Source organism: Flavobacterium sp. U410, from assembly GCF_053570605.1.
Map to the genome: position 1 here is coordinate 127,442 of NZ_JBSEFI010000005.1, position 15,146 is coordinate 142,587.

Genomic DNA, 15,146 nt, shown 5'->3' on the forward strand with positions numbered 1-15,146 from the left:
TTTCTTTCTTCCAGAAATTACAAATCAAATTTAATTCCTTGCGCCAAAGGTAAATTTGTAGTGTAATTAATCGTATTGGTTTGGCGACGCATATACACTTTCCAAGCATCTGAACCTGATTCACGTCCACCACCTGTTTCTTTTTCACCACCAAAAGCTCCACCAATCTCAGCTCCTGATGTTCCGATATTTACATTGGCAATACCGCAATCAGAACCGGCATGTGATAAAAACGTTTCCGCTTCACGCAAATTGTTCGTCATAATCGCTGATGATAGACCCTGTGCTACACCGTTTTGAATTTCGATTGCATTTTCTACTGTACCGCTGTATTTCAACAAGTATAAAACCGGAGCAAAGGTTTCGTGTTGTACAATTTCGAATTCGTTTTTAGCTTCGGCAATAGCAGGTTTTACATAGCAACCACTTTCGTAGCCTTCGCCAGATAAAACACCGCCTTCTACTAAAATAGTACCACCTTCAGCTACTACTTTTTCTAACGCTACAGTATACATATCAACCGCATGTTTATCAATAAGCGGTCCCACATGATTGTTTTGATCTAATGGATTCCCGATACGCAATTGTCCGTATGCAGAAACAATAGCATCTTTTACTTTATCATAGATACTTTCGTGAATAATTAATCGGCGTGTTGATGTACAACGTTGACCGGCAGTTCCCACAGCACCAAAAACAGCACCGATTACCGTCATTTTAATATCGGCATCCGGAGTTACAATAATAGCATTGTTTCCGCCTAATTCTAAAAGTGATTTTCCAAGACGACCTGCAACAGTTTGTGCCACAATTTTACCCATACGAGTTGACCCTGTTGCAGAAACCAATGGAACTCTTTTATCTTCGGTCATCATTTCGCCTACTTTATAATCTCCATTGATTAAACACGAAATTCCTTCCGGTAAATTATTTTCTTTTAAAACTTCAGCAATGATGTTTTGACAGGCGACACCGCATAAAGGTGTCTTTTCAGAAGGTTTCCAAACACAAACATCACCACAAATCCATGCTAAAGCAGTGTTCCAAGACCAAACCGCTACCGGGAAATTAAATGCAGAAATGATTCCAACTACACCCAATGGATGATATTGATCGTACATTCTATGACCAAAACGCTCAGAATGTAAAGTTGAACCATTTAACTGACGTGATAATCCTACAGCAAAATCACAGATATCGATCATTTCCTGAACTTCACCTAAACCCTCTTGATATGATTTTCCCATTTCGTAAGAAACTAATTTACCAAGCGGTTCTTTATATTGTCTTAATTTTTCACCAAATTGGCGTACAATTTCACCTCTCTTAGGAGCTGGCATTAAACGGAATGTTTTAAAAGCTTCCGTTGCCGATTGCATTACTTTTTCGTAATCTTCTTGAGTTGTAGTGGTAACCGAAGCAATTAATTGTCCGTCTACCGGAGAATAACTATCTATTTTTTCATCGTTAGAAAACCATTGATTTCCTGTTGATGTTCCTTGATTCAGTTCTTTAATGCCTAACAATTCTAAGGCTTCTTTCATCCCGAATTGTTCTGCTACTGATGATACGGTTATTGTTGACATTTTTATAACTTTTTTAGGTTTGTTTTGTTATATTTTTCACAAATATACGTTTTTTTATGAAAGATTAAAAAGTAGTTGTTTTAATTCTAAAAACCATAACCTTTTAATAAACAACTATTTAATAAATTTAGGATCAGTTTCCATTACATGACCACAATGTGAACAAGTTCTCAATTCTTCCGATTGATAATAGTGTTTAAAATGTGGTAAGAAGTCTTTTTCGATATTATGAAGCTCGAAATACACTTCGTGTAATTTATGATTGCAGTTATCACAAAACCACAATAATCCGTCGGTATAGCCTTTTCCGGCTCTTTTTCGTTCGATAACTAACCCCACAGAACCTTCGGTTCGAGCGGGAGAATGTGGCACTTTTGCAGGATGCAAATACATATCGCCTGCCGAAAGTTGCATCGCTTTCTTTTGACCGTCTTCCTGGATGTAAACGGTAATTTCGCCTTCTAATTGATAAAACAATTCCTCTGTTTCATTGTAATGGTAATCCTTTCTGGCATTGGGTCCACCCACAATCATTACAATATAATCATCCGAATCGACATAAAGATTCTTATTGGCTACCGGAGGCTGAAGCAAATGTTTATTTTCTTCAATCCACTGTTTAAGGTTAAAAGGTTTTGCTATTGCCATATTTTTTTATTTGTAAAGTTACAAAAAAAGAAAAAGGTTGACTGGACGCCAACCTTTTTAATATCTTTATTTTAAATCTGTTTTATTTTGCTTGTTTAATTAAATAAACATAAACAGCAAAGTGGTCACTATACCCTGGAACGCCATTAGAATTTCGCTTAGGATATCCTTTCCATTGTCCCTCCGATTGAATTAAATAAGGTTTTATAAATCGTCCCACTTTCCAATAGGTCCAAGTACTGAAATCTTTCTTTTCGTATTTCGCTTTACGAACTAATGGCTCGGAAAGCATGATTTGGTCAAATAAATTCCAAGCATCTCTATATCCTAATGTTCCTTCTCCGCTTTTGTACATTTTCTCCATTGGATTATACATACCATAAGCTTCAATGTCTTCTTTATTGGCAACTGTTCCTATTTCCTTTTTTACACTCTTATTAACAGGATCATCGTTTAAATCTCCCATTGTAATGATATTTGCATTGGGATTAATTTTGTATAAAGAATCTATAATCTTTCTATTTAATTTACCTGCTGCTTCTCTATAAGGGCTACTTCTTTTCTCTCCTCCAGAACGTGAAGGCCAGTGGTTTACAATAAAACTTATTTCTTCGCCGTCAAGAATACCCGTAACTAATAATTGGTCACGCGTATAAACTCTTTTTAAATTATTATCTGCTGATTCTGATTTATCGTCATCCTCTACATCTTCCTCTTTTTTCCCTTTTTTATTATCTAACATATCTGTATAAATCATCAAAGGAATATTAGTGTAGCTTGTTGGTTTAAAATATTTAGGTTGATATAATAGCGCAACATCAATTCCCCTTTTGTCAGGCGAATCAAAATGAATAATATTATATCCTAAATTTTTAATACGTGGTTGATTTACTAAATCTTCTAAAACTCTTCTGTTCTCTACTTCGCTACAACCAATTACAACTGGAGGATTTTTCTGAACATCACTAGTTCCTAATTCAGAAATCACTCGAGCCAGATTATCCAGTTTCTTTTTATAATTTTTAGAAGTCCATCCTTTTACCGGAAGATATTCTTCATCATAATTCACAGGATCTTTAATAGTGTCAAATAAATTTTCAAAGTTGTAAAAAGCAACCGTTTGAATTTTAAATTGCTTATCTTGAGAAAATGCCTTTTCTATTGTAAAAAAAGCAAGAAACAAGACCAAAATGTGTTTAATTTTCATAAAACGAATGTTATATTACTGTCAAGTTTAGTACAAATTAGGTGCCAAAGGTAAATAATATTATTAAAAATTATACATTTGTAGGCTGTTAAGTTTTAATTGCTTAACTTTTAAGTTATTATTAATTTTAAATTTGTTTATGAAGAAACTTGTATTCAGTACTCTGTTAGTACTACAAGCCATTTTTGTTTTTGCGCAGCAAAAACCTGCCTTAAGGGGTAAAGTGGTAGATTCAAAAAGTTTAAAACCGTTACAAAATGTTGCGGCAACTATTCAAAGCACCAATTACTCTGTTGTTACAGGTGCTGACGGGACTTTTGAATTCGAAACTTTACCAAGCGATGAGCCTGTGTTGGTGATTTCTTACACAGGATATTTATCACAAACCTTAATCTTAGAGCCTACTAAAGGAGAAACTCTAAATTTAGGGGAAGTTTTATTAGAAGAGGACATCACTACCGAACAACAATTAAGTTTGGTAACGATTACAGAAAACGACTTAGGAGACGAAAACACAGGCTCTGAAAGTACTTCAGGATTACTTCAAGCTTCAAGAGACACTTATCAACAAGCCGCTGCTTTTAATTGGGGACAAGCTCGTTTTAGAATCAGAGGTCTAGATAATGCTTATGGCGCCACAATGATTAACGGTATTTCCATGAATAAATTATATGATGGAAGACCGCAATGGAGTAACTGGGGTGGTTTAAATGATGCTACTCGTAATCAAGAATTCACTATGGGTTCGGCTGCTTCTGATTATACTTTTGGTGGTATTTTAGGTACGCAAGAAATCAATACACGTGCTTCTCATTACAGAACAGGAACTAGAGTTTCCTTGTCAGGAACCAACACTAACTATAGTTGGAGAACTATGGCCACACACGCTTCAGGTTTCAATAAAAACGGATGGGCATTTGTAGTTTCTGGTTCAAGAAGATGGGCTAAAGAAGGTTATTTTGACGGTACTGATTACAGCGCTAACTCTTTATTTGCTTCAGTAGAGAAAAAGTTTAATGACAAACATAGTTTAAACTTTACTTCTATTTACGCTGAAAACAGCAGAGGAAAATCTTCCCCTAATACTCAGGAAGTAATAGACCTTATGGGAACTAAATATAACTCTTACTGGGGATGGCAAAACGGACAAAAACGTAACTCAAGAGATAAAGATATCGCAGAACCTATTAATATGTTGTCACATTATTGGGAAATCAGCGAAAAAACATCTTTAAATACAAATGTGGCTTACCAAACAGGTACAATAGGAAATAGTAGAATTGATTACCAAAATGGTAACAATCCTGATCCTACTTACTATGGAAACATGCCAAATTATTATTACAATTCAGGTGACGCTGTTGGTGCTGCTGAAGCTACTGCAAACTTCTACCAAAATCCTCAAATTGACTGGAACGCTATGTATATTGCCAATCAAAATGCCGGAGGAAGAAGTGTTTACGCATTATATGAAGATAGAACAGACGATACACAATGGAGTGCTAATTCTATCTTAAATTCAAGTTTATCTGATAATATTAGCTTAAATGCAGCAGTGAATTTTAAGCACTTAAAATCTCATAACCACCAAAATTTATTAGACTTATTAGGTGGTCAATACTTCTTGGACGTAGATCCTTTTTATGTGGGTTATGACTCCGACACAGAATCATTTTTTGCACCTGGAGCTAATCAATCAGATCTTAACAATCCAAATAGACAAGTTGTAGAAGGCGATACTTATGGCTACAATTACAACCTATTTGCTACTGTTATTGATGGATTTACCCAGTTTAAATTCAACTATAAAAAATTCAATTTTTACTTGTCACAATCATTCTCAAGAACTGAATATCAAAGAGAAGGTCTATACAGAAACGGTATCTATGCTGACAATTCATATGGAAAAAGTGATAAAGTAACTTATGAGAACTTTGGCTTTAAAGGCGGTTTGACTTATAAAATTAATGGTAGACATTCCTTAGATTTCAATGGTTTATACATGACTAAGGCTCCTATTATGAGAAATGTTTTCTCAAATGCACGTTTGAACAATACAATCACACCTAACTTAAGTGATGAAAATATTGTAGCTGCTGATGCAAGTTATATCTTAAAAGCACCTAAATTCAAAGCAAGATTAACTGGTTTTTTCAACAAGATTCAAAACAGTACTGAAATTTCATTCTATTATGCTGAGAGTATTAGTGGTTCTGGTGGAGACAGTGACTCTTTTGTGAGTGAAATTGTTACTGGTTTAGACAAACAATCATTAGGAGGAGAATTAGGTATTGAATACCAAATCACATCTACTATCAAAGCATTAGGATCTGCTTCTTATGGTCAATATATTTATTCTGACAATGCTCACTTAGTAACTAATGATGATAATAGAGCAGCACTTGGACAAAATCCTTTAAAAGATTTCGGAACAGCTTATCTTAAAGATTATCGTCAACCAGGTATGCCACAACAAGCATACTCTATTGGTTTAGAATATCGTGACCCTCATTTTTGGTGGATTAGTGCTAACGTGAATTACTTGGCCGATAGCTATATTAGTGTTTCTAAGATTTTAAGAACTGATAATTTCACAATTGACCCTTCATCAGGAGTAAATTATGAAGGTGCTACTGAAAGCTCAGTAAGAGATTTATTAAGCCAAGAAAAATTCAACAACTTTACATTAGTTAATATGACTGGTGGTAAATCGTGGAGAATCAGTAAGAAAAACAGAAATACTGTCGGTTTCTTTGCTTCTATCAACAACTTATTTGATGTTGAATATAAAACAGGTGGTTTCGAACAATCTAGAAAAGCAACTTACGTTGATCAAGCAGCTGATCAGTTAAACGGAACTCCTTCTTTTGGTTCTAAATATTTTTATGGATATGGAAGAACTTATTTTGTTAATTTCTACATTAACTTCTAATAAATTGCTCTATGAAAAAAATAGTTAAAACAATATTTACAACTGCTTTAATTCTTTCTTTGGTTAGTTGTGTAAAAGATGATGATACTGCATTACCAACGATGAAAGTCCCTTTTTATAGTGAAAACTTCAATGATGCATCGAACCTTGACAATTGGAGTAACGTATCAATAAATGGTGGTAATTTATGGTATATTTCATCTTATGGTGGTGAAACTTTTGTTCAACTTTCTGCTTATGGATCTGGTGAGGCTGAGATGGATGCATGGCTAATTAGTCCTGCAATAAATTTAGATAGCACAGAAAACGAAGCTTTTTCTTTCAAATACCTTACAGGCTACTATAATGGTCAAGCCGTTTCTGTTTGGGTTTCTACAGATTATGACGGAAGCAACACAGCAGAAGCTATTAATAATGCGACTTGGACTGACATGAATGTTAATCTACCTATCTATACTACTAGTGGTTATTCAAGTAGTTTTTCATTAACAGATCCAATCGACATCTCTTCTTACAGCGGGGATATACATATCGCTTTACGCTACCAAGGAGGAACTACTAGTGGTATAACTACTACGTATGAAATTGACAATCTTAATGTTTATGAAAACAAATAAGGCTATGAAAAAAATAAACCTAATTTTAACAACAGCCATTTTCGCTACTTTAATGAGTTGTGTAAATGGTGACGATTATGGCACACCTGATTTAGCATCAGAGTGTATTAGTGAAACACCGACAAAACAAGTTTCTGATGTAACTGCGGCCGCAACTACAAACACTCCTACCTTGTGGCAAACCGACGATGTTATAGAAGCTTATGTTACTTCAAGTGACGAAGGAGGAAATTTCTACAAAACCATTTCATTGGTATCAACCAATGTGATTGGTGAAACTGATAATAGCAGCATAGGTTTTTCAATTCCGGTAAATGCTTATAATACATATACAAAATTTGAACCAGGAAGAAAGGTTTTCATTCACTTAAAAGACATGTATTATTCCTTCACTTCATTTACTGGTTCTTACGAAATTGGAGAACTTTATGTTGATCCAACTTATGGAAATGAAATTGGTAGAATTTCATCTGTCAAATACGAAAATGTAATTTTAAGAAGCTGTGATAAAGTTGATGAAGATGCAATTGTTAAGCATATTTCAATTGGAGACATTGATGATTCATATATGCATAAACTTATTGAATTTGACAATGTTCAATTCAAAGATAATTCAGTAGGATCTACTTATTTTGATCCAGAAAATACAACTGGATCAGGAACTAATCATACAATAGTAGACATTTACGGTAACGAAATCCCTCTAAGAATTAGTCAGTATGCATCATTCCTAACTGAAATTGTCCCTTCAGGTAGTGGAAAAATAAGAGGAGTACTAACAAAATATGGTAGTGGTTATCAATTTATGATAAGAACTTTAAATGATATTCAGCTAAACGAAGATCGTTTTGAAATTGATCTTTACCCTCCAATTGTTGGAAGCTCTTTGACTTATAATAGTTCTCTATTAGAAAACTTTGAATCATATGCAGCTTATGACACAAATTTCCCTCCATATATTAATGATGCAGCTGTGGGAGGTAGATATTGGCAAGTAAGATCATTCAGTGGAAATAAATATATCCAAGCAACATCTTTTGGTTCAAACGAAGCTAATAGAACGTTGTTTATAGTTCCAGTTGATATGACATCTGCCAATACTTTTTCTTTTAGATCAAATGACGGTTATAACAACGGTTCTGCATTAAAAGTTTATTATTCTTTAGACTATGTTGCTGGCGGTCAAATTACTGATGCTACTTTAGTTGACATCACCTCTAACTTTACTATTTCTTCTGGAAACACTTCTGGATATGGTACTTTTGTAAATAGTGGTGTATATAATATTCCTTCTAGTGTAACAGGAAATGGTTATTTCATTTTTGAATATACTGGAAACTCTCCTTCAGGAGTAACTACAACTATGCAAATTGATAATATTAGTATAAATTAATATGCTTCTTGAGTCGTCTCTAAAAGAGGCTCACAAATTTTACAATAAAAAAGACCTCGAAATTTCGGGGTCTTTTTTATTGTAAATAATTGTACTTTTGTACTATTAAGAAAAGACTATGTTAGAAAAAGAAAATCACGTATTTGAAAAAACGGTTGTTGTAGGTATTGTTACTCAAACTCAAGATGAAGATAAGCTTAATGAATATCTTGATGAATTAGAGTTTTTAACTTTCACAGCTGGCGGTGAAGTCATCAAACGTTTTTATCAAAAAATGGATAAACCCAATCCTAAAACTTTTGTGGGATCAGGAAAGTTAGACGAAATCAAATATTTTATTAAAGACAATGAGGTTTCTACCATTATTTTTGACGACGAATTATCGCCTTCACAACAAAAAAATATCAATCGCGAATTAGGAGACGAATGTAAAGTTTTAGACCGAACCAATTTGATCTTGGATATTTTTGCGCAAAGAGCCCAAACTTCTTATGCACGAACCCAAGTAGAATTGGCACAATACCAATATTTATTACCGCGATTAACCGGTATGTGGACGCACTTAGAACGTCAGCGAGGTGGTATTGGTATGCGTGGTCCCGGAGAAACAGAAATTGAAACTGACCGTCGTATTGTTCGTGATAGAATTGCTTTATTAAAAGAAAAAATAAAAACGATCGACAAACAAATGGCTGTTCAAAGAAGCAATCGCGGTGCTCTGGTTCGTGTGGCTCTAGTTGGATATACTAATGTTGGCAAATCAACCTTGATGAATGCCATTGGAAAAAGTGAAGTTTTTGTAGAAAACAAACTCTTTGCTACTCTAGATACTACGGTTCGAAAAGTGGTGATTAAGAATCTTCCTTTTTTGTTGAGTGATACCGTTGGTTTCATTCGAAAATTGCCTACGCAATTAGTCGAGTCTTTCAAAAGTACGCTGGATGAAGTTCGCGAAGCCGATTTACTGCTACATGTTGTTGATATTTCTCATCCCGATTTTGAAGATCATATTGCTTCGGTAAATGATATTTTGAAAGAAATCCAAAGCAACGACAAACCGACAATTATGGTTTTCAATAAAATTGATGCCTATAAACCTGTACATTTCGACGAGAATGATTTATCTGTTGAAAAAACTTCTAAACATTTTACGTTAGACGAATGGAAACAAACCTGGATGCACAAAATGGGAGAAAACAATGCTTTGTTTATTTCGGCAACCGATAAGCTTAATTTTGAAGAATTCCGTCATAAAGTGTATGAAGCAGTTCGTGAAATTCACATTACTCGTTTCCCGTACAACAACTTTTTATATCCGGAATACAACGAAGCTACAGAATCCGAGCAAGAATAAAACAAAAAAACCTCAAAATTGAGGTTTTTTTTGTTTTTAAGCTATTTTTAAATTAAAAATTAGCATTGAATCCCACACCTATAACTTGACGCGTTTGAAAGCCTCTAAATGCATTATCATCATAAATCGTTTGGAAAGCAAAATTAGTTGATAAATATTTATTGATTTTCATCACAATATTCAATTGGTAATCCAAATCTACATTTTGCGGATCTTCTAAGTAATTCGAATATAAATTCAAGATATTTTCAACAGATACATTCTCCATAATAGTGAATTTATAATATCCGTTTAAAGCAGCTCCTAATTCGTATCTGGTAGTTTTTCCTTGTTCCACACCAAATGAAGATCCGAATTCAGTAAAATGGTCATGAACAATTATAAGTTTAGATGTTGCCGGAGCAATATTTACTTTTAAGTTATCACTCTTTTTCCACAACATACCAGGACCAAATTGGAAATACGCCGGTGAAAAGAAATGTGAAATTTTATAGGTTTGGTCATCCGGATCAAAACCAGAATCCATTTGCGTTTTAAAATTTAAAAAAGCAGAGTAATACCAATTTCCTGAAGCTTTTCTTCCCAGTAAAGAGGTAAATTCAATTCTATCATCTGTTTTTTTGGTATCTTCTCCTTTAATTTTGGTTAAACCATAAGCCATAATCAGCTTATTGTCCCAACTCCAATTATCATCTTTATAATTGAAGTCATAATTTATGTTAGCATTCCCGGCAAAGTTATTTTGTCCACCAGCTAACCAGTTATTAAAAGATGATTGATTTGCCAAAAGCGTAAAAACTCCCTTTCTCGTCCAATGTTTTACTGAATCTGTTTCCGTTTGTTGAGCACTCATTCCTAAAGTAACCAAACAAAAAATCCACACTAGTTTTTTCATATCCTAATATTAATAATTTGGGCAAAGATAAGGTTTCTAATTAATTCAAGAAAAAACAAGTTTTAACCTACATCTATTTAGGTTTTTTGTAAAGTGGTACCGCAGAACACGCTTCTCCAAACATGATACTTCTAGCATGTGGCATCAGTTTTTGAATGGCTAATGTATAAATGCTTTGAGGAACTGGTTTTTTAGAACAACCTTTTAAAATAATTGGTTTATCCTTATAAGGAGTATAATCGGTTTTTGACAAAATATCCTGATACCATTCTTTAATAATTTGCTCTTTATCTCCATGCACGATTTTTAAAGCTATAGGTTCCAAATACACCGCTACTAAAGCAAAAGTCCACGCCGGTAAAACAGCATCTGTAGAACATGTTATTCCCACATATTTATCTTCATAAATTGTCCAGTTAAAGTTTTTTAATTGCTCTCGAAAATCTTTTTCTTTTAACAAAAAACCTTCGTATAACCATTGCGCAATGTCTAATTCCACCACGTGGTCGTCCGGAAAATAATCTTCTAAGTCGAAAACTTCTAACGAGCTTTCAGCTACTTTATTTACAATTTCATCCATATTTCAATCACGGCTTTCAGTCACAGTTTTTAGTAAGAAGTTTAAAAAAACTGACTACTGCGACTGCTTACTATTTTAAAGCATTCCTAATTGTAATCTTGCTTCTTCGCTCATTAAATCTTTGCTCCAAGGCGGATCGAAAGTAATCTCTACTTCACAAGATTTCACTGCATCAATAGATTTAATCTTTTCTTCTACTTCTTGTGGTAAAGTTTCTGCAACCGGACAATTAGGAGAAGTTAATGTCATTAAAATTTTTACGTCTTTATCTTCATTAATCATCACATCGTAAACCAATCCTAACTCATAAATATCAACCGGAATTTCCGGATCGTAAATAGTTTTTAAAACGTTCACCACGTTTTCGCCCAAGTTAATGGTATCGTTAAATTCTTCCATAGTTTTATTAGTTCTCTTTCTTTATTAATTTTATTCTTTTTCTATTTTTTTCTGCAAATAACCACGCTCCTATTCCTAATATCAAATATAATAAAATGATACATGCCATTTGTTTCCAATCATGCGTCAATTCATAATATAAAATGAAACAACCTCCACAAGCCAAACCGACTATTGCTGCAATTGTTGCCCAATCAGATGCATTAGTTTGTTTTCTAATCTTAAAATTAGCAACTGCCATTAACAGTGACACTAATAAAAAAGTAATACTTCCAAATTCTAAAATTAGTTCAAGCCCTCCTATCAAGATAAGTATTGAAGCTGCCAGAACCATAGTAATAATGGCATACTTAGGAATACTTTCTTTTCGTTTTGATAAAATTGATGGAAAATAACCATCCGAAGCGATGACAGCAACTTGTCTTGAAGATCCAAAAACGGTACCGCTAATAGCACTACTTGTTGCCAAAACAGCTCCAAGAACTACTAAATTAGAACCTATTTTCCCAATAGCATTTTGCGCTCCAATTGCCAATGCATACTCTTTATTCTTAACAATCTTGGCGGGAGTAATAGAAAACAATGCTCCAACAGCTATTATTAAATAAATCAAAATTGCTAAAAAAATAGCCGTGTAAATCGCTCTTGGAATATTTTTATCAGGATTACTCATTTCATTCACTCCATTAATAACCAACTGAAATCCTTCATAAGAAACAAAAGTTAATGAAGCTACAATGAGAATTGAAAATAGTGTTGAGTGTTGATAATCAACAACCATATTCTGCAGAAAACCAGCAAAATCTACTTCTCCAAATTGAATCAAAACAAAAGAAATTATGGTTAGAATAGCCAGCTTCGTATACACCATAACATCTTCAATCTTTCCCATTCCATTTACGCTCCAACTATTTATTAAAGCAAATACAAATAAAATTAGGATTGCTACTGTTTTTCTTAACCAAACCTCATCCCCTAATGCAAAAGCGCTTAATACATACGATGAAAACGTAAAAGCATACAAAGCCAATGTGCTGATGTAACCAAAAATGATAAACCAGCCTATCATTGATGCCAAAAAATGAGACTGAGGATATGTTCTTTTAAAAAAAGAGTAGGTTGCTCCTTCATCTTTATAAAACAGTCCTAATTTAACATAAGAATAAGCTGCTAATAAAGCAATAAACCCACCTATGATTAAGGCTATAGGAGTCAAATTTCCTATCATAGATACCGAAATTCCTAAAACGGTAAAAATTCCTCCTCCAACCATGCCCCCCAATGCGATAGCTATAAGCTCTAACAAGCCTAACTCTTTATTCCTTTTTCTAATAACAGACATCTATAAAAAATACAGTTACTGTTTAGCTTGAAATGCCAAAGCGTACATTTTGATTTGTTTAATCATAGAAACTAATCCATTAGCTCTAGTTGGAGACAAGTGTTCTTTTAATCCGATTTCATCCACAAAATCAGTATTTGCCTCTAAAATTTCTTGCGGCGAATGATTTGAAAAAGTACGGATCAAAATAGCAATGATCCCTTTGGTTAAAATAGCATCACTATCTGCCGTAAAAAGGATTTTGCCATCTTGTTCTTCAGCGTGAACCCAAACTTTAGACTGACATCCTTTAATAATATTATCTTCGGTTTTGTATTGTTCGTCAATTAAAGGAAGTGATTTTCCCAACTCTATAATGTATTCGTAGCGCTGCATCCAATCGTCGAACATTGAAAACTCATCAACGATTTCTTCCTGTATTTCTTGAATGGTCATTTGGTACTTTTTAAATTTTTATCGGCAATTTCAATAATTTTATTTACTATTTTCTCAATAGCTTGTGGAGGAATACCGCCATCAAAAGCTCCTGATTCATAAATTGTATCACCTTCAATTACTCTAAAGTTAGCAATAGGAGCACCATCATAAAATCTCTTTTGCGTTGGTGATTCCAAATCAGCTAAACCTTCCTTATCTACTGTAGTATATAAATTGATTAATTCTTTCCAGTCTTCATCTGAAATAGAAAATATCACAGGTTTAACATTTCTAGCTGATATGACTGTTACTTGTTGATTTTCAATAGTTATTTTCCTATAATAACCTCTTGACAATGCCTCGTATTCTAAAACAGGTAGTTTTTTTTGTTTTGTCATCTCTTTTGTTGTTACACTTTCTTTTTCAGCAACCGCTTTTTGCGAATTGCAACTGGTTAACATCAATAATCCTAAAATAAATGAAACTAGTGTTTTCATAGTTTTTTGTTTTTATGACAACATGGTTTGTGCTTTTTTAACCGCTTCTACAAAGATATCAATTTCTTCTTTGGTATTATAGAATGCAAAACTAGCTCTAATAGTACCAGGAATGTTGAAATATTGCATAATCGGTTGTGCACAATGATGTCCGGTTCGTACTGCTACTCCTAACTTATCTACAATCGTGCCAATATCATAAGGATGAATTCCTTCGATGTTAAATGAAATCACAGAAGCTTTATGTTCGCCCGTTCCATAAATGCGTAATCCTTCAATTTGAAGCAATTTTTCGGTAGCGTAATCCAATAATTCTTGCTCATAAACCGCAATGTTATCGAAACCAATTTCGTTCAAATAATCAATTGCAGTTCCTAAGACAATTCCTCCGGCTATATTGGGCGTACCAGCTTCAAATTTATGCGGTAAATCGGCATAAGTTGTTTTTTCGAAAGTAACCTCAGCAATCATTTCGCCACCACCTTGATACGGCGGCAATTTGCGAAGCCATTCTTCTTTTCCGTATAAAACCCCAACGCCTGTTGGTCCACAAACTTTATGTCCTGAAAACGCATAAAAATCACAATCTAACGCTTGAACATCAGGTTTTAAATGTGGTGTTGCCTGAGCGCCATCAATCAAAACGGCTGCTCCAACTTTATGCGCTTTTTCAATAATTTCTTCGATAGGATTTATAGTTCCCAAGGCATTCGAAATATGATTAACCGTCACGATTTTTGTTTTCTCAGAAAGCAATCGGTCAAATTCAGTCATCACCAACTCTCCTTTTTCGTTCATTGGAATGACAATCAATTTTGCTCCGGTTCTTTCGCATAAAAACTGCCAAGGTACAATGTTACTGTGGTGTTCTAAATGTGAAACCATCACTTCATCGCCTTCATTTAATAAAGCTGCAAATCCATTGGCTACTAAATTGATTCCGAAAGTGGTTCCGGCAGTAAATATAATTTCGTGATTATGCTTGGCATTAATGTGCTTTTGAATGGTGTTACGAGATATTTCGTAAGCATCAGTTGCCAATTGACTCAACGTATGTACACCACGGTGAATATTGGCGTTAATTTCAGTGTAATACTTTTCTATAGCATCAATAACAACCTGAGGTTTTTGCGCTGTTGCTCCGTTATCGAAATATACTAAAGGCTTTCCGTTTACTTGTTGGTTAAGAATTGGGAAATCGGCTCTTATTTTTTGAATATCAATCATGTTGCAAATTTACAACTTGATTGTTTATAATAAGAATAAATAAAGGTTAAAA

The 15,146-nt window shown here is 34.0% G+C and carries 14 protein-coding genes; 4 read left to right on the forward strand and 10 right to left on the reverse strand.

The genetic code is table 11. The features are described 5' to 3' along the window. Positions 1 to 17 precede the first annotated feature (17 nt). The 3 genes from amaB to ACUSJC_RS05500 form a co-directional block, all read right to left on the reverse strand. Positions 18 to 1,586 carry an L-piperidine-6-carboxylate dehydrogenase gene (gene amaB / locus ACUSJC_RS05490; protein WP_449268551.1) on the reverse strand — a complete coding sequence of 523 codons (1,569 nt, stop codon included), beginning with the start codon at positions 1,584 to 1,586 and terminating at the stop codon, positions 18 to 20. 114 nt (positions 1,587 to 1,700) lie between these two features. Continuing rightward, positions 1,701 to 2,234: a 3-hydroxyanthranilate 3,4-dioxygenase gene (locus tag ACUSJC_RS05495; RefSeq protein WP_449268552.1), complete on the reverse strand. Its 534-nt coding sequence runs from the start codon at positions 2,232 to 2,234 to the stop codon at positions 1,701 to 1,703. 82 nt (positions 2,235 to 2,316) lie between these two features. After that, entirely contained in the window at positions 2,317 to 3,441 is a 1,125-nt protein-coding gene (locus ACUSJC_RS05500) for an endonuclease/exonuclease/phosphatase family protein (protein WP_449268553.1), read from the reverse strand. 139 nt (positions 3,442 to 3,580) lie between these two features. Here ACUSJC_RS05500 and ACUSJC_RS05505 point away from each other — a divergent pair, with 139 nt between their 5' ends. From ACUSJC_RS05505 to hflX, 4 genes are all read left to right on the forward strand, one after another. Further along, positions 3,581 to 6,373 (forward strand): carboxypeptidase-like regulatory domain-containing protein, encoded by a 2,793-nt coding sequence (locus tag ACUSJC_RS05505; RefSeq protein WP_449268554.1) that lies wholly within the window; start codon positions 3,581 to 3,583, stop codon positions 6,371 to 6,373. An 11-nt stretch (positions 6,374 to 6,384) separates the two neighbouring features. Beyond that, positions 6,385 to 6,990: a choice-of-anchor J domain-containing protein gene (locus tag ACUSJC_RS05510; RefSeq protein WP_449268555.1), complete on the forward strand. Its 606-nt coding sequence runs from the start codon at positions 6,385 to 6,387 to the stop codon at positions 6,988 to 6,990. A 4-nt stretch (positions 6,991 to 6,994) separates the two neighbouring features. Then, positions 6,995 to 8,383, forward strand: a complete 1,389-nt coding sequence (locus tag ACUSJC_RS05515) for a DUF5689 domain-containing protein (RefSeq protein WP_449268556.1) — start codon at positions 6,995 to 6,997, stop codon at positions 8,381 to 8,383. 118 nt (positions 8,384 to 8,501) lie between these two features. After that, positions 8,502 to 9,737, forward strand: coding sequence for a GTPase HflX (gene hflX, locus ACUSJC_RS05520; RefSeq protein ID WP_449268557.1), 1,236 nt, complete (start codon positions 8,502 to 8,504; stop codon positions 9,735 to 9,737). Positions 9,738 to 9,789: 52 nt separating this feature from the next. On the opposite strand, the gene ACUSJC_RS05525 is transcribed toward hflX, so the two are convergent. The 7 genes from ACUSJC_RS05525 to ACUSJC_RS05555 form a co-directional block, all read right to left on the reverse strand. Next, positions 9,790 to 10,632: a DUF3078 domain-containing protein gene (locus ACUSJC_RS05525; RefSeq protein WP_449268558.1), complete on the reverse strand. Its 843-nt coding sequence runs from the start codon at positions 10,630 to 10,632 to the stop codon at positions 9,790 to 9,792. A 73-nt stretch (positions 10,633 to 10,705) separates the two neighbouring features. After that, the gene (locus ACUSJC_RS05530) at positions 10,706 to 11,212 is read right to left on the reverse strand and encodes a DUF2480 family protein (protein ID WP_449268559.1); all 507 of its coding nucleotides are present in this window, start codon (positions 11,210 to 11,212) and stop codon (positions 10,706 to 10,708) included. 75 nt (positions 11,213 to 11,287) lie between these two features. Continuing rightward, positions 11,288 to 11,611, reverse strand: coding sequence for an SUF system Fe-S cluster assembly protein (locus ACUSJC_RS05535; RefSeq protein ID WP_449268560.1), 324 nt, complete (start codon positions 11,609 to 11,611; stop codon positions 11,288 to 11,290). A 7-nt stretch (positions 11,612 to 11,618) separates the two neighbouring features. Further along, complete coding sequence (locus tag ACUSJC_RS05540; RefSeq protein ID WP_449268561.1) at positions 11,619 to 12,953, reverse strand: APC family permease; 1,335 nt, start codon at positions 12,951 to 12,953, stop codon at positions 11,619 to 11,621. Positions 12,954 to 12,968: 15 nt separating this feature from the next. Beyond that, positions 12,969 to 13,388 (reverse strand): SufE family protein, encoded by a 420-nt coding sequence (locus tag ACUSJC_RS05545; protein WP_449268562.1) that lies wholly within the window; start codon positions 13,386 to 13,388, stop codon positions 12,969 to 12,971. After that, positions 13,385 to 13,867, reverse strand: coding sequence for a hypothetical protein (locus ACUSJC_RS05550; RefSeq protein ID WP_449268563.1), 483 nt, complete (start codon positions 13,865 to 13,867; stop codon positions 13,385 to 13,387). The genes ACUSJC_RS05545 and ACUSJC_RS05550 overlap by 4 nt, the downstream gene beginning before the upstream one ends. Positions 13,868 to 13,879: 12 nt before the next feature. Next, positions 13,880 to 15,094 carry an aminotransferase class V-fold PLP-dependent enzyme gene (locus tag ACUSJC_RS05555; protein ID WP_449268564.1) on the reverse strand — a complete coding sequence of 405 codons (1,215 nt, stop codon included), beginning with the start codon at positions 15,092 to 15,094 and terminating at the stop codon, positions 13,880 to 13,882. Positions 15,095 to 15,146 lie beyond the last annotated feature (52 nt).

Bases quoted from the DNA above. Each gene is read 5' to 3' on its own strand.
- amaB (WP_449268551.1), bottom strand. From the start codon at position 1,586: ATGTCAACAATAACCGTATCATCAGTAGCAGAACAATTCGGGATGAAA.
- ACUSJC_RS05495 (WP_449268552.1), bottom strand. From the start codon at position 2,234: ATGGCAATAGCAAAACCTTTTAACCTTAAACAGTGGATTGAAGAAAAT.
- ACUSJC_RS05500 (WP_449268553.1), bottom strand. From the start codon at position 3,441: ATGAAAATTAAACACATTTTGGTCTTGTTTCTTGCTTTTTTTACAATA.
- ACUSJC_RS05505 (WP_449268554.1), top strand. From the start codon at position 3,581: ATGAAGAAACTTGTATTCAGTACTCTGTTAGTACTACAAGCCATTTTT.
- ACUSJC_RS05510 (WP_449268555.1), top strand. From the start codon at position 6,385: ATGAAAAAAATAGTTAAAACAATATTTACAACTGCTTTAATTCTTTCT.
- ACUSJC_RS05515 (WP_449268556.1), top strand. From the start codon at position 6,995: ATGAAAAAAATAAACCTAATTTTAACAACAGCCATTTTCGCTACTTTA.
- hflX (WP_449268557.1), top strand. From the start codon at position 8,502: ATGTTAGAAAAAGAAAATCACGTATTTGAAAAAACGGTTGTTGTAGGT.
- ACUSJC_RS05525 (WP_449268558.1), bottom strand. From the start codon at position 10,632: ATGAAAAAACTAGTGTGGATTTTTTGTTTGGTTACTTTAGGAATGAGT.
- ACUSJC_RS05530 (WP_449268559.1), bottom strand. From the start codon at position 11,212: ATGGATGAAATTGTAAATAAAGTAGCTGAAAGCTCGTTAGAAGTTTTC.
- ACUSJC_RS05535 (WP_449268560.1), bottom strand. From the start codon at position 11,611: ATGGAAGAATTTAACGATACCATTAACTTGGGCGAAAACGTGGTGAAC.
- ACUSJC_RS05540 (WP_449268561.1), bottom strand. From the start codon at position 12,953: ATGTCTGTTATTAGAAAAAGGAATAAAGAGTTAGGCTTGTTAGAGCTT.
- ACUSJC_RS05545 (WP_449268562.1), bottom strand. From the start codon at position 13,388: ATGACCATTCAAGAAATACAGGAAGAAATCGTTGATGAGTTTTCAATG.
- ACUSJC_RS05550 (WP_449268563.1), bottom strand. From the start codon at position 13,867: ATGAAAACACTAGTTTCATTTATTTTAGGATTATTGATGTTAACCAGT.
- ACUSJC_RS05555 (WP_449268564.1), bottom strand. From the start codon at position 15,094: ATGATTGATATTCAAAAAATAAGAGCCGATTTCCCAATTCTTAACCAA.